Origin of the sequence: Cellulomonas sp. JZ18 (assembly GCF_009720485.1) — a bacterium.
In the GTDB taxonomy this organism is placed as follows: domain Bacteria; phylum Actinomycetota; class Actinomycetes; order Actinomycetales; family Cellulomonadaceae; genus Cellulomonas.
Window position 1 is genome coordinate 3,955,544 of the sequence record NZ_CP045245.1, and the last position, 21,144, is coordinate 3,976,687.

At 74.0% G+C, this 21,144-nt stretch carries 18 protein-coding genes; 6 read left to right on the forward strand and 12 right to left on the reverse strand.

Features of this window, described 5'->3' with window-relative positions; all coding sequences use genetic code 11:
* Window positions 1-33: 33 nt before the first annotated feature.
* From GC089_RS17910 to GC089_RS17920, 3 genes are all read right to left on the reverse strand, one after another.
* Complete coding sequence (locus GC089_RS17910) at window positions 34-858, reverse strand: carbohydrate ABC transporter permease (RefSeq protein WP_155378771.1); 825 nt, start codon at window positions 856-858, stop codon at window positions 34-36.
* A complete protein-coding gene (locus GC089_RS17915; RefSeq protein WP_155378772.1) occupies window positions 855-1,811 on the reverse strand; it encodes a carbohydrate ABC transporter permease in 957 nt (318 codons plus the stop codon). The genes GC089_RS17910 and GC089_RS17915 overlap by 4 nt, the downstream gene beginning before the upstream one ends.
* Before the next feature lie 65 nt (window positions 1,812-1,876).
* A complete protein-coding gene (locus GC089_RS17920) occupies window positions 1,877-3,130 on the reverse strand; it encodes an ABC transporter substrate-binding protein (protein ID WP_196250756.1) in 1,254 nt (417 codons plus the stop codon).
* Between the two features lie 190 nt (window positions 3,131-3,320).
* On the opposite strand from GC089_RS17920, the gene GC089_RS17925 reads away from it, so the two are divergent.
* A complete protein-coding gene (locus GC089_RS17925) occupies window positions 3,321-4,322 on the forward strand; it encodes a LacI family DNA-binding transcriptional regulator (RefSeq protein WP_155378774.1) in 1,002 nt (333 codons plus the stop codon).
* Window positions 4,323-4,397: 75 nt separating this feature from the next.
* On the opposite strand, the gene GC089_RS18575 is transcribed toward GC089_RS17925, so the two are convergent.
* From GC089_RS18575 to GC089_RS17945, 5 genes are all read right to left on the reverse strand, one after another.
* Window positions 4,398-4,568, reverse strand: a complete 171-nt coding sequence (locus GC089_RS18575) for a hypothetical protein (RefSeq protein ID WP_196250757.1) — start codon at window positions 4,566-4,568, stop codon at window positions 4,398-4,400.
* A gap of 80 nt (window positions 4,569-4,648) precedes the next feature.
* Entirely contained in the window at window positions 4,649-5,752 is a 1,104-nt protein-coding gene (locus GC089_RS17930; protein ID WP_155378775.1) for a hypothetical protein, read from the reverse strand.
* Between the two features lie 37 nt (window positions 5,753-5,789).
* A complete protein-coding gene (locus GC089_RS17935; RefSeq protein ID WP_155378776.1) occupies window positions 5,790-6,893 on the reverse strand; it encodes a hypothetical protein in 1,104 nt (367 codons plus the stop codon).
* Window positions 6,890-7,723, reverse strand: coding sequence for a hypothetical protein (locus GC089_RS17940; protein ID WP_155378777.1), 834 nt, complete (start codon window positions 7,721-7,723; stop codon window positions 6,890-6,892). Before GC089_RS17940 ends, GC089_RS17935 begins: the two co-directional genes overlap by 4 nt.
* Complete coding sequence (locus GC089_RS17945; RefSeq protein WP_155378778.1) at window positions 7,723-9,336, reverse strand: phenylacetate--CoA ligase family protein; 1,614 nt, start codon at window positions 9,334-9,336, stop codon at window positions 7,723-7,725. The genes GC089_RS17940 and GC089_RS17945 overlap by 1 nt, the downstream gene beginning before the upstream one ends.
* Window positions 9,337-9,589: 253 nt before the next feature.
* On the opposite strand from GC089_RS17945, the gene GC089_RS17950 reads away from it, so the two are divergent.
* On the forward strand, window positions 9,590-12,265 hold the full coding sequence (locus tag GC089_RS17950) for a glycoside hydrolase family 3 protein (protein ID WP_230684941.1): 2,676 nt from the start codon (window positions 9,590-9,592) through the stop codon (window positions 12,263-12,265).
* Window positions 12,266-12,315: 50 nt separating this feature from the next.
* On the opposite strand, the gene GC089_RS17955 is transcribed toward GC089_RS17950, so the two are convergent.
* Window positions 12,316-12,654 carry a DUF732 domain-containing protein gene (locus tag GC089_RS17955; RefSeq protein ID WP_155378780.1) on the reverse strand — a complete coding sequence of 113 codons (339 nt, stop codon included), beginning with the start codon at window positions 12,652-12,654 and terminating at the stop codon, window positions 12,316-12,318.
* A gap of 238 nt (window positions 12,655-12,892) precedes the next feature.
* Here GC089_RS17955 and GC089_RS17960 point away from each other — a divergent pair, with 238 nt between their 5' ends.
* Together GC089_RS17960 and GC089_RS17965 are read left to right on the forward strand one after the other, a co-directional pair.
* A complete protein-coding gene (locus GC089_RS17960) occupies window positions 12,893-13,390 on the forward strand; it encodes a hypothetical protein (RefSeq protein WP_155378781.1) in 498 nt (165 codons plus the stop codon).
* Window positions 13,391-13,543: 153 nt separating this feature from the next.
* Window positions 13,544-14,953, forward strand: coding sequence for an endo-1,4-beta-xylanase (locus GC089_RS17965; RefSeq protein WP_155378782.1), 1,410 nt, complete (start codon window positions 13,544-13,546; stop codon window positions 14,951-14,953).
* Window positions 14,954-15,095: 142 nt separating this feature from the next.
* On the opposite strand, the gene GC089_RS17970 is transcribed toward GC089_RS17965, so the two are convergent.
* On the reverse strand, window positions 15,096-15,902 hold the full coding sequence (locus tag GC089_RS17970) for a Nif3-like dinuclear metal center hexameric protein (protein ID WP_155378783.1): 807 nt from the start codon (window positions 15,900-15,902) through the stop codon (window positions 15,096-15,098).
* Window positions 15,903-15,962: 60 nt separating this feature from the next.
* On the opposite strand from GC089_RS17970, the gene GC089_RS17975 reads away from it, so the two are divergent.
* Window positions 15,963-16,922 (forward strand): pseudouridine synthase, encoded by a 960-nt coding sequence (locus GC089_RS17975; protein ID WP_155378784.1) that lies wholly within the window; start codon window positions 15,963-15,965, stop codon window positions 16,920-16,922.
* Window positions 16,923-16,970: 48 nt separating this feature from the next.
* On the opposite strand, the gene GC089_RS17980 is transcribed toward GC089_RS17975, so the two are convergent.
* Window positions 16,971-18,986: an endo-1,4-beta-xylanase gene (locus GC089_RS17980; RefSeq protein ID WP_196250758.1), complete on the reverse strand. Its 2,016-nt coding sequence runs from the start codon at window positions 18,984-18,986 to the stop codon at window positions 16,971-16,973.
* A gap of 360 nt (window positions 18,987-19,346) precedes the next feature.
* On the opposite strand from GC089_RS17980, the gene GC089_RS17985 reads away from it, so the two are divergent.
* Window positions 19,347-20,420: a lytic polysaccharide monooxygenase gene (locus tag GC089_RS17985; RefSeq protein ID WP_155378786.1), complete on the forward strand. Its 1,074-nt coding sequence runs from the start codon at window positions 19,347-19,349 to the stop codon at window positions 20,418-20,420.
* Window positions 20,421-20,543: 123 nt separating this feature from the next.
* Here GC089_RS17985 and GC089_RS17990 read toward each other — a convergent pair whose 3' ends face one another.
* Window positions 20,544-21,068, reverse strand: coding sequence for a hypothetical protein (locus GC089_RS17990; RefSeq protein ID WP_155378787.1), 525 nt, complete (start codon window positions 21,066-21,068; stop codon window positions 20,544-20,546).
* Window positions 21,069-21,144: the final 76 nt, after the last annotated feature.

The window sequence follows — 21,144 nt, forward strand, 5'->3', positions numbered from 1 at the left end:
GGACGGGTGGGACGGGCCGGGCGGGCGGCGGCGTCAGCCCTTGACGCTGCCGGCCAGCAGGCCGCTGGCGATGTGCCGCTGAGTGAACACGAAGAAGACGACCATGGGGATGAGCGCCACGACCGAGACGGTCATGAACATCGGCCAGTCGGTCGTGAACTCGGTGACGGCGTTGTAGACCTGCAGCACGATCGTCCGCTTCTCCGGGCTCGAGATGATGACGGTCGGCAGCAGGAAGTCGTTCCAGACCCACATGGTCTGGAAGATGCCGACCGTCACGAGGATCGGCTTGATGAGCGGCAGGACGATCCGCCAGAAGATCTGCACGTCCCCGGCGCCGTCGAGCCGGGCCGCCTCGATCAGCTCGTACGGCAGGGTGCGCATGTACCCCTGCACGAGGAAGTAGCAGAAGATCGACCCGCCCAGGTAGAGCAGGACCAGGCCGTTGAGGTCGTCCACCAGCCGGAACCCGACGAGGGTGCGGTACAGCGGGATGAGGGTCGACTGGCCGGGGACGACGAACCCGATGAGCAGCACCGCGGCGAGGATCCGGTTGAGCCGGCTGGTGCGCACGACCATCGCGTACGCGGCCAGCGCGCCGACCGCCAGCTGCAGCAGCACCGCGGCCGCCGTGACGTACAGGGTGTTCGCGAACGACCGGTAGATGCGCGGGTCCGAGAGCACCTGCGCGTAGTTGCCGAACACCGGGTCGGTCGGCAGCCCGAGGGGCGTCGCCACCATCTCGCCCTGCGTCTTCAGGGTGTTCGCGAGGACGTAGTACAGGGGCACCGCGACGACGGCGGCGAGCGCCAGCATGACGACGCTCAGCACCGTCCGGCGCCACAGGGGCGTGGTCACACGAACCTCCGCTCGACGTAGCGGGTGAGGGCGAGCTGCCCGAAGGACAGGGCCGCGACCGCGACGGTGAACAGCACCGCGAGCGCCGACGCGAGCCCGTACCGGCCCTGGCCCACCCCGGACACGACGATCGACTGCGTGATCGTGTACGTGGAGAAGCCGGGGCCGCCGTTGGTGAGCGTGTACGGCAGGTCGAACACCTTGAGGCCGCCGGTCATCAGCAGGAACGTGCTGATGACGATCGCCGGCGTGAGCAGCGGCAGCGTGATCCCGAAGAACTGCTGCCGGGCGCTCGCGCCGTCGATCCTCGCGACCTCGTAGTACTCGTGCGGGATGGACTGCAGGTACGCGGTGTAGAGCACGGCGTGCCAGCCGGTCGCGCCCCAGACGCCGACGAGGATGACCGACAGGCGCGCGAGCGTCGGGTCCGACAGCCACCCGAGCGGGCCGATGCCGACGGCGGCGAGCGCCGTGTTCAGCACCCCGGAGTCGAGCGGCGACAGGATGTACCGCCACACCAGGCCGAGGATCGCCATGGACGGGATCGCCGGGAAGAACCAGATCGACCGGACGAGGTTGCGCCCGACGAACGCCTTGTTGAGCTGCACCGCGAGCGGGATCGCGAGCAGCGTGATGACGACGGTCGTGCCGACGCCGAACAGCAGCGTGAACCCGAGACCCGCGAGCATCGACGGGTCGGTCAGGATCACGCGGTAGTTGGCCAGCCCGACGAAGCTCGCCTCCGGGCTGTAGCCGGTGAAGTCCGTGAAGCTCCACCACAGCGTCTGCACCAGGGGGATGAGGAACAGGACGACGAAGACGGCGATCACCGGCAGCAGGAACGCCTTGTTGACGGTGGTCTGCCGCCACCCGCCGGACGGGCGCGACAGCCAGGACCGGCCGGAGCCCCCCGGCACGAGGGCGGGCTGCCGCAGGGTGGTCGTTGCGGACATGGGTACCCCTCTCGGGGCGTGCCCGGCGGCGGCGGTGCGCCGCCGCCGCCGGGCACGCGAGGTCGTCAGGACGCGGCGAGCTTCGTGTCGAGCGCCTCGGCGACCTGCTCCGGCTGGACCTCGCCGCGGATCATGCGCTGGATCTGCGCGACCGCCTCGACGTTGAGCACGTCCTCGGCCCGCTTCCACGCGATCATCGGCAGGTAGAGCTGGCCGTTGCGGATGGGCTCGACCATGGGCTCGAACGACGGGTCGACCGGCGGCTCGAAGTCCTCGGTGACGGTGACGTCGTTCGTCAGGCTCTGGAAGAGCTCGACGGCCTCGGGCTCGGCGAGCCAGCCGAGGAACGTCTTGGCGGCCTCCTGCTTGGCCTCGTCGCTCTTCGCGTTGATCGCGTACCCGGGCGCGGCCGCACCGGCGGCGAACGGCGTGCCGGACTCGTCCATCGCCGGGACCAGGGAGAACTGGAAGTCGAGGTCGGGGTTCGCCTCGCGCAGGGACGCGATGAACCAGGGACCGCCGTTGATGACCGCCACGCGGCCGTTGGCGAACTCCCCGCTGACCTGGTCGCCGTCGAGGCCGACGACGTCCTTCGACATCAGCCCCTCCTCGAAGACGCGGTTGTACTGCTCGAGCGCCGGCGTCCACTGCTCCGCGAACGTCGACTCGCCGTCGAAGATCTGGTCGTCGAGCGACGGCTCCATGTCCGCGTTCTTCGCCCCGATCCACGCCGAGACGGTCGTCGGCATCTGGTCGACGCTCTCGAGGAACGGCGTGATGCCGGCGTCCTGGAGCTTGCGGCACATCTCGAGGAACTCGTCCCACGTCTCGGGGACCGTCTCGTAGCCGACCTGCGCGAGCAGGTCCTTGTTGTAGATGTAGCCGGCGGCCCACGACGACAGCGACAGGCCGTAGTACTTGCCGTCGCGGCCGTAGGTCTCGAGGTTGAACGGCTCGACGCCCTCGACGAAGTCCTCGCCGGACAGGTCGAGCACGTGCCCGCCCTCGATGAGGTTCGTCTTGTTCTCGGCGGCGATGACGAAGACGTCGGGCGCGGTGCCGGACAGCACGCGCGTCTGCAGCGCCTGGATGTACTCGGCCACCGGCGGGGCGTAGGACGCCTCGACGCGGACCTCGGGGTGGTCCTCCTCGAACGCGTCGATGACCTGCTCCATCTGCTCCTCCCCCGTCCAGGAGAGGAAGGTGATCGTGGTGACGCCCTCGGCGTCACCGCTGCCGCCACCGCTGCACGCGGTGAGGGCGAGGGCCGCGGAGGCCGCCACCGCGGCCAGGCCTGCCAGTCGAGAGCGTCGCTTCATCGAGAGCTCCTTCGTGCCCCCGGGGGGCTGTCGGCACGGCGGGGAGACGGCGGCGCTGCCTTGTCGTCCTCGCCATTTAACGTTACACATCGGTGTGCAGGGACGACTGTGCCTGTCCGGTCCTCTACGGTCAAGACCCGGAGCCATCGGATTTGTGAGCGTTCACATGTTGTGACCGGAAGGAGACCTCGTGGCGACCTTGCGGGACGTGGCACGGGCCTCGGGCGTCTCCGTGATGACCGTCAGCAACGTCGTCAACGGACGCCCGAGCGTCGGCGAGGCCACGCGGCGGCGGGTGCTCGACGCGATCGCGGACCTCGGCTACGAGGCGAACCTCGCCGCCCGCCGCCTGCGGGTCGGGCGCACCGGCACGATCGCGCTCGTCGTCCCGCGCATCGACCACCCGTACTTCGGGGAGCTCGCGGCACGGTTCACCGACGCCCTGCGCCCGGCCGGCCGGCACCTCGTCCTCGAGCAGAGCGGCGCCAGCAAGGAGGGCGAGCTCGGCGCCCTCTCGCAGGCGCGGCTGCAGCAGTACGACGGCGTGCTGCTCAGCGCCGTCGGCCTGCAGCACGCGGACGTCGACCGGCTCGACGGCGGCGTGCCGCTCGTGCTGCTCGGCGAGAAGCCCATGCCGCCCCGCTTCGACCACGTCTCCCTCGGCAACCGGGAGGGCGGGCGGCTCGCCACCGCCCACCTGCTCGCGCGCGGCGCGCGGCGCGTCCTCATGCTCGGCGGCACCACGGGGCCCACGGACGGCGGCATGAGCGACCTGCGCGCCCAGGGCTGGCGGGACGCCCACGAGGACGCGGGCGTCGAGGCCGACCCCGCGCTCGTCGTCCCGCTGGCCGAGCTCGAGATGGGCCACGCGCGGCAGGTGGTCCGCCGGCTCGTGGCCGAGGGCCCGGCGTTCGACGCCGTGCTCGCGGTGACCGACCAGGTCGCGATCGGCGTCCTCGCGGGGCTGCGCGACGCCGGGCTGCGGGTGCCCCAGGACGTGCAGGTCGCCGGCTTCGACAACCTCGCCGTCGGGGAGCACGTCGGCCCCGGGCTCACGACGGTGGACCCGGGCAACGACGTGCTCGTGTCGCACGCGCTGCGGCTGCTCGACCGGCGCCTGGCCGGGGAGGCGGCCGACGCCGAGCACGTGGTCACACCTGTGCGGCTCGTGGAGCGCGGCACCACGCGCTGACGGTCACCGGCGCGCGCGACCCGGCCCTCCCGGCCGGTACCGGCCCGACCCGGACGCCCGTGGTCCCGCGTCGGGCTACGGACGCGACCGGGTGCGCCCCTTCACCCAGCCGTACACGACGGTCGCGGCGAGCAGCACGAGGCCCACGACCGTGAGCCACAGCAGGCCCTCCACCAGCGCGCCGAGGATCGACAGCGCGAGCCAGATGAGCGCGAGGACGACGACGACGGTGAGGATCGACTTCATCGCCCCACCGTGTCACGGCACCGCCCGTCCGGCATCTCGCCCGGGCGGCCGGCGGCGGCGCGACCGCACCCGCTTGCGCGTCAGGCCGTCTCGTCCGTCAGCCGCGGTGACACCGGCGCCGGGACCGTCGGCCGCCCGACGCTGAACACCGCGAGCGCGACCTGCGACCGCCGCAGCCCGAGCCGGCGCCGCAGCGCGGCGACGGCGTGCGGGGAGTCGACGACCTCGGAGTGCGGCGCGACCGCCAGCCCGGCGCGGTGCGCGTGCAGCCACGTGCGCTGCAGGGCGCGCCCTGCCTCGACGACGTCGGCGGGCGGCAGTCCGAGCCGGGCGTCGAGCGTCTCGGTCGCGCTGTGCACCCCGCGGGTCTGCGCGACGAGGACGAGGTGCTGCGGGCCGTCGAGCGGGGCGCCGGGCGCGGGCGGCGGCGGGAGCGGACGCGTGCGGTCGACGGCCTCGACCGCGCGGCCGACGAGCCCGGCGACGCGCAGCGCGGCGTCGTGCAGCGCGGGCCGCCGGGTGAGCGGCGCGGCCACGCGGGCGGCCCACGCGGGCAGCTGCAGCATGCGGTCGGTCATGCCGTCGCGGGTGTAGCGCGGGTGCGCGGGGCTCAGGCGCAGCCACCGGACCAGCTCGGCGGCGACGGCCGGGCGCGACGCCGTCCACGCGGTGCCGAGCCGGACGAGACGGCGCATCGCCGGGTCGTCGACCTGGAGCATCCGCAGCCAGGCCGGCAGCTCGGGCGCACCGGCGCGCAGGTCGGGCGCGGGCAGCAGCGGCCCGCGGTTCACGCGCCGCTCGCGGACGTCGGCGGGCGTGAACGGCGTGGCCGCCGGGGACGCCGTGGGACGCAGCACGAGGACGGCGTGGGCCGGGTCGGCCGGACCGCGCACGGGCAGGTCGTCCAGCCGGTCCAGGACGGGCGTCGGCGTGACGTCCAGCCCGACCCCGTCCGCCGCGGCGACGACGACCGCCGACTCGACCCACGCCCCGAGCGCGAGCAGCAGGTCCCGGGACGACGGGTCGCCGGCGCACAGCATGCGGCCGGGCACGACGCCGACCTCGATGCGCCCGTCGACCACGCGCACCGACCACGGCTGGGTGTTGTGCGCCGACGGGGCACGCCCGGCCAGGCGCACCCACCGGCGCAGGTCGTCCTCGGTGACGCCGTGCGTCGCGGTCATGCGGCCTCCTCGCCGCCCGCGGCGGCCGTCGTGCCGGTCACGCGACCGGCCTGCGGTAGAACGTGACGCCGTGCAGCGGGCGCCCGCCGAACCGCGCGAGCTGGCGCGCGGAGGCCGGGTTGTCGCGGCCGACGAAGGTCGAGCGCAGCCGGGTGTACCCGCCGGCCGCGAGGTGCGCGTGGAGCGTGCGGGACAGCAGCGTGAGCACGCCGCGGCCCTGCCGGTCCGGGTCGGTGCCCTGGATGATCAGCACCGCCTCGCGCCGGTACCGGCCACGGGTCGCCAGGAGCCGCAGCTGCTGCAGCGGCCCCAGCCGCCCGCCGACGCGCTGCACGAACGCCGTGATGTCGGGCACCACCAGCACGAAGGCGACGAGCGAACCGCTCGCGGCGTCCCGCGCGAGCAGCAGCAGGTCCTCGTCGACGAGGAAGGCCAGCCCGTCGGTGGCGGCCGCCATCTCCGCGTCGGTGATGGTCGTGTAGTACGGCAGCGCCGCGAAGGAGCGGTTGAGCACCGCGAGCACCTCGGGCACGAGGCGGGCCACCTGCGAGCGCCGTCCGCGCTCGAGCCGCAGGCCGGCCGCGCGCCACTCGTCCTCGGTGGGCGCACCCGCCGCCGACGCGGGGTCGACGTCGACGACCCACGTGTCCGACTCGCCCCAGCGCGCGAAGCCGAGGCCCTCGTAGGCGTCCGGCACCCACGCCGGGTTCCACGGCGAGTCGACGAACCCGCGCGCGTCGGAGCCGGACGTGACGACGCCGCCCGACTGGTTCGGCAGCAGCGACACGGGCCCGAACAGCTGCGCCCGCCCGGCCGCCCGCGCCTCGAGGGCCGCCACCAGGGCGGCAGCGGTGTCCGGATCGGCGAACTCGGTCGCGCCGAACAGCAGGGACGGCACGCCGAGGCGCGCGTCCAGCCGGGCGTCCGTGTGGACGGTGGTGCGGCCCACGGCCCGGCCCGCGGCGTCCCGCACGAGCAGCAGCTCCACGGGCTCGGGGTGCGGGGACGTCCCGCGCCACCACGAGGTGATCGTCGAGGCGAGCAGCGGCACCGCGAGGTCGCGCGGGTGCAGACGCAGGGGGAGGTCGACGAAGTCGCGCAGGTCGGCCCGCGTCCGCACGGGGGCCACGGTGAGGCTCACGACGCGTCGCCCCTCGTGCCGTCGTCCGCGAGGGCGTCCGCGCCGTCGTCCCGCACGTCCTGCGCGGCGACGTGCACGCGGATGTACCCGCCGGTGCCGTGCCGCCGGTCGCGCGTGATCCACGTCATGAGCCGCCGGTGCGCGGGCAGCCGCGCGAACAGCATCAGCGCGTCGCGGTCGGCGAAGAACGCGATCGTGCCGAGCGTGAACGGCGGCTCCCAGTACACCCGGTGCCACACGTACCCCTTCATGCGCCGCATCGCGGCCACCATCGGGTACCACTCGCGCGAGAGCGCCGCCCACGCGTGCGGCCCCCGGTAGCGGGTGGCACCGAGGAACAGGGCGCCGGCCTGCGCCGGGGTGCCGCCGGAGCGGGGCGCGTCCCCGCGCGGGCCGTCCTGCGCACCTGCGTCACGTCGCCGCGGCGGGGCCGGCGCGACGAGCGGCGGGGTCCGTCCGCGCGTGCTCTCGCTGGTCAGCGCCGTGAACCGCTCGATGTGCGCCATCACGTCGCCCTCGGCGCGCCACACGCCGTTGGAGTACCCCTCGGCGTCGGCGACGAACGTGCGCGCGCGCTCGTGCCCGGGCGCGGACGAGCCCGCGAGCGCGTGGGCGTCGGCGGGTGTCGCCACGCACACCACGAGCCCCCGCACCCGTCGACCGTCCGCGTCGCGCGCCCGCAGCCCCGCGCTCCACACGTACCCGTCCGCCGCGCGCACGGCACGTCGCGCGCGGCGCGCCCACGCCGCACCGGCGCCCGTGCGCTCCAGCACCACGAGCGCCTCGGCCCGGGCCTGGCGGGGCGCGCGGGAGAAGTCGCGGGTCCGCATCAGGCGCGGCCGACCGCCGGGTGCGCCGTCGTGGCGTCACGGTCGCCGGGGTCCACGACGTACACGTTCTTGATCTTCGTGCTGCCGCCCGTGAACGGGCCGGTGCCGTGGTCGTGCACGTGCACGCGCAGCTCGGAGGCCGTCGGGTCCTCCTCGAGGGACTGCGCGAAGTCCCGGGACACGGCGGCGAGGTGCCGCAGCACGCCCGCCGCGGCCCGCTCGGCGAGCTCGGCGCGCGCCCCGGCGTCCAGGTCGGCGTCCGCACGCAGCTGCAGGTGGACCGCCGGGCGCTGCTCGTGCTCCCCCACGTCGACCAGCGCGAGCTTGAACGACTCGATCGCGGCCGCGTGCGGGTTGTCGAGGTACAGCCCGTTCTCGACGTCGAGCGGGTAGAGGTTCGCGCCCATGTACGAGACCGTCGAGTCCTTGCGGCCGTACAGCAGCAGGAACGGCAGGCGCATGCGCTGGATCGCGTACGCGCGCTCGAAGCCGAACGCGAGGCGGTCGCGCGCCGGCTCCGGCAGCGCGGCGATCGCGGCCTTCATCTCGTCGAACTGCACGATCGTCGCCTCGTCGCCGATGTCGTAGCGCAGCTTCGGGCTCATGATGTCGGCCGAGTTCAGCGTGACGAGCAGCCGCCCGTCCTGCGTCGTCTCCAGGTAGGTCTCGAGCGGGTTGTACTGGAAGACCATGGGCGTGCGGGCCTCGTCCGGCCCGAGCAGCGCCTCGCGGAACGGGCCGCCGGCCGCGAGCGTGCGGCGCAGCCACACCGACAGGTCGCTCTCCCCCGCCATCCCGATGGTCAGGTCGGACGCGCCGTAGCCGGAGTACACGCGGCCGAACCGGTCCTCGAGGTAGTCGCGCAGCCCCTCGGTGAGGGCCTCGCCGCCGACGAACCCGTGGAGGTCGTACGCGTCCCAGTCGAAGCCCTCGGCGTCGAGGCGGTCGCGCAGGTGCTTGAGGAACGGCGGGTACGCGCAGACCAGGTAGGTGTACCCGGGACCGAAGTGGCGCAGCGTGTCGACGATCTTGTCGAGGTCCGGCCCGGTGTTCTTCACCATCGCGATGCGCGACATCGCGATGCCCGTGTTCGTGCCGGTCGCCCAGGCGCCCATCGAGAACGCGTTGACCGCGAAGAGCCGGCGCGAGCCGAACAGCAGGGTCACGTAGCCGGACACGTTCTTGTGCACGGTGGCCAGCTCGCGCTTGGAGCGCATCCAGTTGTACGGCGTGCCGGACGAGCCGCTGGACTCGTCGACCACGGTGCCGACCGTCTCGATGAGCCCGTCCCAGCACCGCTGGTCCTCGGGGTAGCGGTCGACGTAGTCGTGCTTGGACGTCGGCCGGTAGCGCGTCAGGTCCCACCAGCGGAACCGGAAGCCCGCCTCCTCGACGTAGTGCCGGTAGGCCGGCACGTCGAGGTACGCGTGCTGGCAGATCATCCACGCGTTGAGCCGCGCGAACCGCTCCATCGCCGGGTGGTAGTTGCGGGCGGTGAACCGCCACAGCGCCGGGTGCAGCCGGTAGACGCGGTACACGACGGTCACGAGCCAGGTGGCGAGGCGCAGCGCGGCCTGCCGCAGGACGCTCGTGCGGGGGGCGTCCGGTGTCACGGGCGGACAGTAGCAACGGCGAGCGGCCGGGCACTGCCGCCGTTCGTGGCGCGCGCCGGTGCCGCCCGGGCGCGCACGCGCGGCCGCGCGGGCGGCAGCGACGGCGGTCGACGGCCGCCAGCACGGGAGTCGACGGGCCCATTGACAGCGGCTCGTCGGCGTCGAAGCATGGGCGGGTGCGCAGGGCGCACCGCGTGCCCGACGACGCGCACGCGAGCTCGAGAGCCCGGGGGGCCGGCTCATGACCGTGCGCATGTCTGTCCGGCGGCACGTCGCCGCACTCGGTGCGGGGGCCCTCGCGGTCCCGCTCCTGGTCGTCGCGGCCCCCGCAGCCGTGGCGGCGTCACCCGTCACGGTCACACCGGTGGCCGCGCTCGTCACGGCGGCCGAGGGCGACACCGCGACGGTGACGCTCAGCGCCACGACGGCCGACGGCACGCCGCTCGCCGGGCCCGTCACCGTCTTCTTCTCCACCGGCACGGGCACCGCGACGGGTGGCGCCGACTACACCGAGACCGGTGGCGCCGTCACCTTCCCCGCCGGTGCCGCCTCGGGCTCCACCCAGGAGGTCACGGTCGACGTCGCCGCCGACGACGAGGCCGAGACCACCGAGACCGTCCCGCTGTCCTTCAGCACCACGACGGGCGGCGCCACGGTCTCCGGCGGCGCCACGGTCGCGGTCGTCGCGAACGGCTTCCCGTACCTCGACGCGCAGCGCCCGGTCGCGGAGCGCGTCGCGGACCTGCTGGGCCGCATGACGCTCGCCGAGAAGGTCGGCCAGATGACGCAGGCGGAGCGCGCCAACGTCGCCGGCAGCCCCGGCCGCGTCGCGTCCCTGGGGCTCGGCTCGGTGCTCTCGGGCGGCGGGTCGACGCCGACCCCCAACACGCCCGAGGCGTGGGCGGACATGGTCGACGGGTTCCAGACGCAGTCGCTGTCGACGCGCCTGTCGATCCCGCTGCTCTACGGCGTCGACTCCGTGCACGGCCACAACAACCTGGTCGGCGCCACGGTCTTCCCGCACAACATCGGCCTGGGCGCGATGCGCGACCCGGGGCTGGTCGAGCGGGCCGCGCACGTCACGGCCGCGGAGACGCGCACGACCGGCCCCCAGTGGTCGTTCGCCCCGTGCCTGTGCGTGGCGCGCGACCTGCGCTGGGGTCGCACGTACGAGAGCTTCGGGGAGGACCCGGCGCTCGTGGTCCTCAACGAGACGGCGATCGACGGGCTCCAGGGCCCCGCGCGCAGCGAGCTCGACCAGCCGGACCGCGTGCTGGCGTCCGCCAAGCACTTCGCGGGCGACGGCGACACCGAGTTCGGCACGGGCGAGGGCGAGTACACGATCGACCAGGGCGTCACGGTCACGAACCGGCAGGACTTCGAGCGCATCGACCTCGCGCCGTACGTCCCCGCGGTCCGGCAGTACCGCGCCGGCACCGTCATGCCGTCGTACTCGAGCGTGGACTGGACCGAGAACGGCGTCGGCGACCCGCTGAAGATGCACGCCCACCAGGAGCTCATCACCGGCTGGCTGAAGGGCCAGCACGAGTTCGACGGGTTCGTCATCAGCGACTACAACGCGATCCACCAGATCCCCGGCGACTACGCGACGCAGGTGCGCACCAGCGTCAACGCCGGCGTCGACATGTTCATGGAGCCGAACACCGCGGACCCCTTCGTCGCCACCCTCATGGGCGAGGTCCGCGCGGGACGCGTCCCGATGGCCCGGGTCGACGACGCCGTGCGGCGCATCCTGCGGCAGAAGATGGAGCTCGGGCTCTTCGAGCACCCGTTCACCGACCGCGCCGGGCAGGCGGCGATCGGCTCCGAGGAGCACCGGGCCGTCGCGCGCGAGGCCGTCGTGAAGTCGCAGGTGCTGCTGCGCAACACCGGCGACGCGCTGCCGCTGGCGAAGGACGCGCGCCTGTACCTCGCCGGCCGCGCGGCGGACAACATGGGCATCCAGGCGGGCGGGTGGACCGTCACCTGGCAGGGCCAGCCGGTCCCGGACCTGATCCCGGGCACGACCATCCGCGAGGGCATCGCGCAGGTGGCGCCCGACGCGCAGGTCACGTTCAGCCCGGACGCCTCCGCGCCCGTCGAGGGCAACGACGTCGGCGTGGTCGTCGTCGGCGAGACGCCGTACGCCGAGGGCTACGGCGACGTCGGCGGGCCCGGCTGGCCGTGGGACCCCTCCGACGGCGGTGTGCCGCGCGAGCCGAACAAGCAGCTGACGCTCACACCGGGCGACCAGGCGGTCGTCGACACGGTCTGCTCCGCCGTCGAGACGTGCGTCGTGCTGCTCGTCACGGGACGGCCGAACGTCGTGGCCGACCCCGCCGGGCAGGTCGACGCGCTCGTCGCGTCGTGGCTCCCCGGCTCCGAGGGCGCCGGCGTCGCGGACGTGCTGTTCGGCGAGGCCCCCTTCACCGGGCGCCTCGGCATGACGTGGCCGCGCAGCCAGGAGCAGGAGCCGATCAACGTCGGCGACGCGGACTACGACCCCGAGCTGCCCTTCGGCTGGGGGCTGCGCACCGACTCGGCGCGGGCCCGGCTCGAGGCCCTGCGCGCCGAGCTCGAGTCCTCGCGCGACCGGCAGGTGCGGCGCGCCGTCGGCGACATCGACGCGGCGCTCGAGCGCGGCGGCTGGACGCCGAGCGGCGCGGTCGGCAACGAGCGCGCGGTGCTGCGCATCCTGGGGCGCGCGATCGGGCGGCTGTCGGCCAGCGACGAGCCCACGTGGCAGCAGATGGACGCCGTCGTCTCGGTGCTGCGGGACGTCGCCCAGCAGCACGTCGTGGACGCCGGGGCCGACGCGCCCGAGGGCTGGGCGGCGGACCTCGCCGACGCCGAGCACGCGCTGCTGGTCGGGGAGCACACCCGCGCCGCCGACCTGCTGCGCGCGGTGGCCGGGTACCCCGTGAGCTGAGGCGGGACGGACCCGCCGTCGCACGCCGGTGCGTGCGGCGGGTCCGTCGGTCAGCCCTGCGGGCAGAGGTGGCGGGGGGCCTGCGTCGCGGCCGCGACCGCGGCGGAGTCCTCCGCCCCGTACTCGCCCATGACCCAGGGCAGGACGTCGCTCGCCGTGACCTCGCCGGCCTCGAGCCGCGCGCAGATCGCGCGGCCGACGTCGAGGACGTGCTCGTCCGACCAGTCCTCCCGCGCGACCCCGGCGACCTGGGCCATCGCCTCGGTGTAGGCGGCCTCGCGCGGGTCGGTGGTCGGGGTGGCCTCGTCGGGCTCGTCCTGGCCGGAGCACCCGGCGAGGAGGCCGGCGAGCGTGCAGGCGGCCACGATCAGCGGTGCGGTGCGTCTCATGCTCCCCCGTTCGGTAAGCGCAGTCCACGCCTTGAGGGGCGGCGGGTCCGGTCCCGCTTCCGTGGTGCCCGGGTCCCTCCGCCGGGCGCAGCCGCGAGCCCGGGGCGCGTGCGGGGGCACGCGTCGGGCCCACGGTAGTCCCGGTGGCCCGCGGCGTGGCGCGGCGTGCCGGCGCAGCCGGGGACGGGCGCAGCCGGGGACGGGCGACGACGTGCGCCGCTCTGCCATGCTCCGGCCCATGGGATGGGGCGCGACGCTGCTGCCGCTGTCGGACTTCGCGCAGGACTGGGAGTGGCTGGCGGGGTGCGCCGTCGACCCGCTGCCGGACGCACCGCCGACGCCCCGGCCGGCCGTCCGCGCCGTGGACGTCCTGCACCTGCTGCGGGCGGCGGGGCTGTCCGGGTGGACCTCACCCCGGATCGACGACGAGCTCGACGTGCTCCTGCGCGACGACGCCGCCACCTCCGCGTACGCCGCCACGACGCTGACCGACGTCCTCCTGCACCCCCGCTCCGAGCCGGACGCCCCCCTGCCGGAGCGCATCGACCGGGACACGCCCGTGGTCGCCCTCGGCCTCACCCGGCCGCACCCGCACGCGGCGCTGCGGGCGGCGCAGGCCCTCGTCCCGGTGTGGGGCCCGACCGTCGCCATGGAGCACTCGGGGTGCCGGTCGCTCGTGGTCGACGGCGTCGTCGCGGACCTCGACGCCGCCGTCGCCCGCTGGTTCCACCCCTGACGTCCGCGGGCGCGGCGACCCTTTCGGGGCCGCACCCGAAAGTGAGCGGACCATAACGTTTACGTCCATCGACGGTGGGGGCGCCAGGTCCCAGAGTGGACCACCGCCGACCGGCTCAGGGTTGATCCGGGGACGGCTCATCGAGGAGGCATGATGACCCCACCCATGCTCGGACGAGGACGAGGGCGTCGTCACGGCGCTCGCAGCGCGGGCGCGCTCGCCGTCGCCGTCGTGACCGTCGCGGTGACCGCTGCCGTGGGCGTCCCCGCCCACGCCGCCGGCTCGACGCTGCAGGACGCCGCCGAGGAGCGCGGCCGCTACTTCGGCACGGCGATCGCCGCGAACAAGCTCAGCGACTCGACGTACGTGACCATCGCGAACCGCGAGTTCAACATGATCACCGCCGAGAACGAGATGAAGATGGACGCGACGGAGCCGTCGCAGAACCAGTTCAACTTCACCAACGGCGACCGGATCGTCAACTGGGCCCTGCAGAACGGCAAGCAGGTCCGCGGCCACGCGCTCGCGTGGCACTCGCAGCAGCCGGGCTGGATGCAGAACATGTCCGGCACCGCCCTGCGCCAGGCGATGCTCAACCACGTCACGCAGGTCGCGACGCACTACCGGGGCAAGATCCACTCCTGGGACGTCGTGAACGAGGCGTTCGCCGACGGCAACGGCGGCGCCCGCCGCGACTCGAACCTGCAGCGCACCGGCAACGACTGGATCGAGGCCGCGTTCCGCGCCGCCCGCGCCGCCGACCCGGGCGCCAAGCTCTGCTACAACGACTACAACACGGACAACTGGAACTGGGACAAGACCCAGGCCGTGTACAACATGGTCCGCGACTTCAAGGCCCGCGGCGTGCCGATCGACTGCGTCGGCCTGCAGTCCCACTTCAACTCGGGCAGCCCGTACCCGAGCAACTACCGCACCACGCTGTCGAGCTTCGCGGCCCTGGGCGTGGACGTGCAGATCACCGAGCTCGACATCGAGGGCTCGGGCCAGACGCAGGCCGACACCTACGCCAAGGTCGTCGCGGACTGCCTCGCCGTCGCCCGCTGCACCGGCATCACGGTGTGGGGCGTGCGGGACACCGACTCGTGGCGCGCCTCGGGCACGCCGCTGCTGTTCGACGGCCAGGGCAACAAGAAGGCGGCGTACACCGCGGTCCTCAACACCCTGAACAACGGCGTCACCCCGACGCAGCAGCCCACCCAGCAGCCGACGCAGCAGCCGACGCAGCAGCCCACCCAGCAGCCCACGCAGCAGCCGACCCAGAACCCCGGCGGCTCCTGCTCCGCGTCGCTGACGGTCGCCAACAGCTGGGGCGGCGGCTACCAGGCCACCGTGACGGTCCGGGCCGGGTCGTCCGCGCTCAACGGGTGGCGGGTCACCCTGCCGTCCGGCGTGACGACGTCGAACCTCTGGAACGGCGTGCTCTCCGGCGGCGTGGTGACGAACGCGCCGTACAACGGCTCGGTCGCTGCCGGCCAGTCGACGTCCTTCGGGTTCATCGGCAACGGCACGCCGCCGGCCGCCGGGTCCCTCACCTGCGCGTGACGTGACCCTCCGCCGCAGCTGACCGCTCGGCACGACCGGCTCCGGCCCAGGACGACGACGGCGCCCCACACCACCGGTGGGGCGCCGTCGTCGTGCGTGCGCGCGGTGCCGGGGCGGGCGTGGCGCCGCCGCCGCTGGACGACTACCGCGCGACCACCCGGAACGGATCGGCCGTGGGCACGAGCTCCACGGGCACCTCCGGGACCAGGTCGGCCAGCCACCGGGCGGCCTCCGCCATGCCCTCCTGCTCGGACGGCACGTGCCCGACGACGACGAGGCCCGCGCACAGACCCGCGCTCACGGCGTCCGCCGCGTACTCGCCCGTCTCCCACTCGTGGCCCTCGCCGATGACGAGGACGTCGACGTCGGGCCGCGCGAGGAGGCGCCGGTTCGGCCCGAAGCCGTGGAACCCCGGCTGCAGGCCGACGGTGCGCACGGGCGCGTCGGGGTCGCCGACGTAGCGCAGCGCCCGGGCGCCCAGGGCCTGCGCGACGTGCGCGGCGAGGGCGCCGAGCGTCGTGGGCGGCAGGTCGTAGACGCCCTCGACGTCGGGGCGCTCGGCGTCGAGCCAGCCGAGCGCGCGGGCGACGCCGGTGAGCACCCCGTCCGGCCGGCGGTCGTGCCAGACGTCGTGCAGGTGGAGGACGACGAGCCCGTGCTCGGCGACGAAGGCCGACTTCGCCGCGTACACCGGGTCGGCCTCGGCGGCGAGCTCCGCGTCGGCCGCCCCGTGGTGGTCGAAGTAGAGCGGCTCGTGCGTGACGACGAGGTCGAGCCCGCGCTCCACGGCGTCCCGCAGGACGTCGAACGTCGCCATCATCGTGACGGCGACCCCCCGGACCGGGGCGTCCGGGTCGCCGGCGAGGAACTCGTCGACCGTCCTCTCGCGCCACGGCACCCCGACGTGCGCACCGATCCGCTCCACCACCTGCCGCGCCGTGACCGTCACGGCCGCCACCCTAGCGATGTCCCCGCCGCGGGCCGCGGGACCGCCTCGTACCCTCGACACGTGCCCCGCTCCCCGCTCCCGGCACGCCACGGCCTCGCCGCGGCCCACCTGTGCACCCCGCCCCGCGTCCGCACCGCCGCCGACCCGTGGCCGACGATGGGGGCCTGGCTGCGCCACCGGCTGCCCGAGCACGTCGACGTGGCGGCGCTGCTCACGCAGGGTCGGTTCGTCGACGAGGACGGGCGCCCCGTGCGCGACGACGAGCCGTACGTGCCCGCGCGGCACGTGTGGTTCCACCGGGACCTGCGCGACGAGCCCGCCGTGCCGGGCGCGATCCACGTGGTGCACCGGGACGAGCGCCTCGTCGTGGTCGACAAGCCACCGTTCCTCTCGACGATCCCGCGCGGCCGGCACGTGCTGCAGAGCGTCGTCGTCCGGCTGCGCGCCGAGCTGGACCTGCCGGAGCTCTCGCCGCTGCACCGGCTCGACCGCGTGACGTCCGGGCTGCTGCTGCTCGCGACCGAGCGGCGGTGGCGGGGCGCGTACCAGACGGGCTTCGAGCGCCGCACGGTCGACAAGACCTACCGCGCGCTCGCCCCGCTCCGGCCGGACCTCACGCTGCCGACGGTCGTGCGCGACCACGTCCGCAAGGACCGCGGCACGCCCCGCGCCGAGGTCGTGCCCGGCGCCCCCGTCAACGCCGAGACGCACGTCGAGCTCGAGCGCGAGGCCGACGGCCACGGGGTGTACCGGCTGACGCCGCGCACCGGCCGCACGCACCAGCTCCGGGTGCACCTGGCGCACCTGGGGATCCCGATCGTGGGCGACCCGCTGTACCCGGTCGTGCGCGAGGTCGCCGTGGACGACTTCCGGGAGCCGCTGCAGCTCCTCGCCGCCGAGGTGGCGTTCACGGACCCGGTCGACGGCCGGCGGCGGGAGTTCCGCAGCGTGCGGAGCCTGCCGCTGGACGGGGCGGACGGCGCCGTGCAGCGTCCGGACGACGACGCCGACCACGCCTGAGGGCGTCCCGGGGCGGCGTGCACCACCCCGGGACGCCTCTCGTCCGGGTCACGAGACGACGCAGGCGCTGTCCTCGTCCGGCGGGACCACGACGTCCACGGAGCCGCCCCCCGGCCGGAAGGTGACGCACCGCTCCTGCTCCACCGTCCCCGCCGAGTCGACGCTGCGGTAGCGCAGCGTCTGCCGGTCGGACCGCTTGAGCCGGAACGGCCCCTCGTAGGTCGTCCACTCCCCCGCGCCGACGCGGTACTCGGTGCGCGCGAGCGTCGCGGGTGCGGTCGCCCGGCCGTCCAGGGTGACGGTGACCCAGTTGTTCCCGCGGTACGCCAGCGTCGTCGCCGGCGGCTCCGGCTCCGCGACGCCCTCCGGCCAGCGCACGAGCAGCTCGTCGCCCGTGCCGGTGACCTTCTCGACCGTGATCGTGTTGACGGAGAAGGCGTTGCCCCCGCCGCCACCGCGGATGCCGATGTTGCCGACGAGCCCGTCGGCCGGCTGCGACCCGTCCATCGTGATCTCGCTGACCAGGTCGTAGCTGCCCATGTTGACCATGCCGCTGTTGAAGTACGCGGGCAGCTGCGTCGCGACCTGGTCCGCGGCGTACGGGTGGGCGTTGACCAGGGCGCCGTCGGCGTTCGTGTAGCCGCCGTTGCTGTTGTCCCTGAGCCAGCGGACCCGGATCGAGGTCGTCCCCTTGGCTGTGTAGTTCACGGTGAGGCGGTAGGTCGCACCCGGCTCGGGCCGGAAGGCGACCTCGCCGTCGTCGGTCGTGGACCACGGCCACGCCGTGGCGTCGTCGCCCAGGACGATGTTGGCCCCGCTCCAGGAGTCGCCGGCCGAGGTGTCGTAGACGTGGACGCCGGGGACCGGGGGCAGCTCCTCGCCGCCGGAGGTGTCGATCCACTCGTGGGTGGCGAGGAACTCGTCCGGGTACAGGATGCCGAGCAGCGCCAGCTTCGCCCGGCCGTCGTAGTCGTACGGCATGGCGAACTCACCGCCCTTCCAGCCGGTGCGGACGTCGCGCACGCCCGCGAGCTTCACGGCGGTGACGACCTTCGGGTTGCCGGTCGTGTTGGCCGGGCCGGCCGCGTGGTCGCGGTAGACGCGGAACAGCTCGGCGTACTTCACGCCCTGGTTGTTCTCGTTCTCGGGCGTGAGCTCGCCGGGCGGCAGGGCGATGTCCATCTCCGTGACGTTGACCTCGACGCCGGGGAGGGTCGCGAAGAGCTTGATGTTCTGCTCGACGGCCTCGACGTCCGTGGCCAGGTTGTAGTGCCCCTGCATGCCGATGACCTCGATGAGCGGCCTGCCGTCCGGGCGGACGCCGGCGTACCGCTCGTTGATGTCCTCGACCATCGCGTGGACGACGCGCGCCTTCGTCGGGGAGTCCAGGCCGAAGTCGTTGTACGTGAGCTTGACGTCCCACCCGTTCGCGTCGACCACCTCGGCCGCCTTGAGGAAGGCGAGCTCGACCCACTCCGCGCCGAGCGCCTGGTACCAGCCCTCGCCCTTCGCCAGGGACGCGCGCCAGTCCGCCGGGTCGGCGGTGCCGACGGCCTCGTTCACGACGTCGATCGCCACGAGGCGGTCGCCGAAGTGGCCCAGGACGGCCTCGATGTGGGCGTTCAGGTTCTCGAGCGCGACGGCGCGGTCGAAGGTGCCGGGCTGGCCGAACCGCGCCGGGGGCGCGTCCCACATCCACGTGGGCGTCTGCGAGTGCCACGCGAGGGTGTGGCCGTAGCGCAGGAGGTCGGGGTTGCGGGCCTCGTACCGCGCGAAGGCCGCCTCGGCCGCGTCGAAGGTGAAGACGCCCTTCTCCCGCTGCGTGCTCTCGGGCTTCATCTCGTTGCCCGGCGTGTAGGACGCGTAGTTGTACGTCAGGCCCTCGATCTCGCCGGCACCGAAGACGCCGAACGAGAAGTGGTCCGCGTAGACGTCCTTCATCGGCGGGTAGTGCTCGAAGGTCTGGCCGCTGGGGGGCAGCGCCGGCTCGGCGGCGGCGACCGCCTGCTGGCCGGCACCCACCGCGGCGAGCGCCGTCATCCCCGCGAGGACGGAGGCGAGCACCGACCGTCGCCGGCGCCCTCCGCTGCGGGGCTGTGCGCGGAGCCGGCCCGTCCCGTGGCTGTGGTCTCTCGTCGCCGATCCGACATGGCACCTCCGGTGACGTCCCCGGGCACCCTTGCACGGGGAGGGAGTGGCAAATTTGCCGTCGTTGCACGGCGGCATTGCCACGATCGCGGGGGTCGGGGCGGTGTCAAGCAGCTCCCCGCGGCACCGTCGGTACCGGCGCGGCCACGCAGCCGCGCCGACCGGGGCTCGGCGCGTGTCGACGACCTCAACCGTTTCGGACCGTTGCCGTCGCCCCGGCGCAGCCGAAGGGTTCTCCCCGTACATCTCCACCGACCAGGTCCCGGAGGGGCACCCATGTCACGGATCTCACCACTGCGCCGTCGCCTGACGGCCGCGGCCGGCGCCCTCGCGCTCGGCGGCGCGATGCTCGCGGGCGCCGTCGTCACCGCCGCACCGGCGGCGGCGCACGGCGCGGTCTCCGACCCGCCCTCGCGCATCTACGGCTGCTACGACCGCTGGAGCGCCGCGTGGACCGACCCGGCCATGCAGACGCAGGACCCGATGTGCTGGAACGCCTGGCAGAGCAACCCCAACGCCATGTGGAACTGGAACGGCATGTTCCAGGAGAACGTCGGCGGCCGGCACGAGCAGGCGCTCCCGAACGGCAAGCTCTGTTCCGCGAACAACCCGACCTACGCGGCCGCGGACGTCCCCGGCGCCTGGCGCGCGACCCCCCGGTCGCACAACTTCCGCCTCACCGTGCACGACCCGTCGAACCACGGCGCGGACTACCTGCGGATCTACGTCACCAAGCCGGGCTACGACGCCCGCACCAAGGCGCTCGCGTGGTCCGACCTCGAGCTGATCAAGACGACGGGCAGCTACCCCACCTCGAGCCCGTACGTCACCGACGTCAGCGTCCCGAGCGACCGCCGCGGGCACCACGTCGTCTTCACCATCTGGCAGGCCAGCCACCTCGACCAGCCGTACTACCAGTGCAGCGACGTCGACTTCGGCGGTGGCGGCACCCCGTCGCCCAACCCGACGACGCCGGCCCCGAACCCGACCACCCCGGCGCCGAACCCCACGACGCCGGCCCCGAACCCGACCACCCCCGCGCCGAACCCGACCACGCCGAACCCGACGACGCCGGCCGGCGCCTGCACCGCGACGGTCTCGGTCGCGAGCTCGTGGCAGGGCGGCTACCAGGCGACGGTGACGGTCAGGGCCGGGTCCAGCGCGATCAACGGGTGGAAGGCGACCATCAACGGCGCGACGATCACCCAGGCGTGGAACGGCACGGCCTCGGGCAACACCATCAGCTCGTCGTCGTGGAACGGGAAGCTGGCCGCGGGGGCGACGACCTCCGCCGGCTTCCTCGGCAGCGGCAGCGCGAGCAACCTGAGCGCCACCTGCACGGCGTCCTGACCGCCGGCTGACGGCACGAGGGCCGCACGTCCACGAGGACGTGCGGCCCTCGTCACGCGCTCAGCGGCCCTGTCCGCGCACGGTCCCGAGGGTGACGTCCTCTGCGCGGCTCCGGCTCGCGCGTCACGTCGTCAGGTCCAGGACCGGGATGCCGGGGAAGGCATCGACGATCGGCTGGATGTCCGCGCGCGCGGCCTCGAGCGTCTCGAACCTGCTCGGCGAGATCCGCCCCGCGTACAGCTGCTCGTAGCCGTCCGCGTTGTACACGTGCCAGTTGTACGTGACCGGGAGCCGGCACAGCCGAACCTCTTCGAGGAACGCGGCACGCTGCTCGGGGGTCTCGTCGACCGCGTGGTAGTCCTCGACGTCGTCGGGCGTGCCCCCGCACGGTCCGACGGCGTTGAGCAGGACGAACGGCAGCTGGGAGCCGAGGAGCTGGAAGTGCAGCTGCATGCGAGGGTCGGGCTCCGTCGCACTCGTGGGCGCAGGCGGCGCCGCGGGACCGAACAGCGCGCGGATGTCCGCCTCCATGACCGCCGGGAGTGGCTGGCCGGGGACGCCGACCACCCCGCTGCCGTCGCCGTTGGGTGAGACGTAGACGTGGACGCCACTCGTGCGGGCTGCCGCGACGTCCTCGGCACGGATCACCGCGTTGACCTCCGTGGCCGGGCCCGTCTGAGCTCCGCCTGCCTGCTCGGTGGTGGCCGCGCCCGGTGCCGCAGAC

Excerpts from the sequence above, each read along its gene's own strand:
- GC089_RS17915 (WP_155378772.1), bottom strand. The coding sequence starts at position 1,811 with ATGTCCGCAACGACCACCCTGCGGCAGCCCGCCCTCGTGCCGGGGGGC.
- GC089_RS17955 (WP_155378780.1), bottom strand. The coding sequence starts at position 12,654 with ATGAGACGCACCGCACCGCTGATCGTGGCCGCCTGCACGCTCGCCGGC.
- GC089_RS17940 (WP_155378777.1), bottom strand. The coding sequence starts at position 7,723 with ATGCGGACCCGCGACTTCTCCCGCGCGCCCCGCCAGGCCCGGGCCGAG.
- GC089_RS17965 (WP_155378782.1), top strand. The coding sequence starts at position 13,544 with ATGACCCCACCCATGCTCGGACGAGGACGAGGGCGTCGTCACGGCGCT.
- GC089_RS17985 (WP_155378786.1), top strand. The coding sequence starts at position 19,347 with ATGTCACGGATCTCACCACTGCGCCGTCGCCTGACGGCCGCGGCCGGC.
- GC089_RS17920 (WP_196250756.1), bottom strand. The coding sequence starts at position 3,130 with ATGAAGCGACGCTCTCGACTGGCAGGCCTGGCCGCGGTGGCGGCCTCC.
- GC089_RS17950 (WP_230684941.1), top strand. The coding sequence starts at position 9,590 with ATGTCTGTCCGGCGGCACGTCGCCGCACTCGGTGCGGGGGCCCTCGCG.
- GC089_RS17930 (WP_155378775.1), bottom strand. The coding sequence starts at position 5,752 with ATGACCGCGACGCACGGCGTCACCGAGGACGACCTGCGCCGGTGGGTG.
- GC089_RS18575 (WP_196250757.1), bottom strand. The coding sequence starts at position 4,568 with ATGAAGTCGATCCTCACCGTCGTCGTCGTCCTCGCGCTCATCTGGCTC.
- GC089_RS17960 (WP_155378781.1), top strand. The coding sequence starts at position 12,893 with ATGGGATGGGGCGCGACGCTGCTGCCGCTGTCGGACTTCGCGCAGGAC.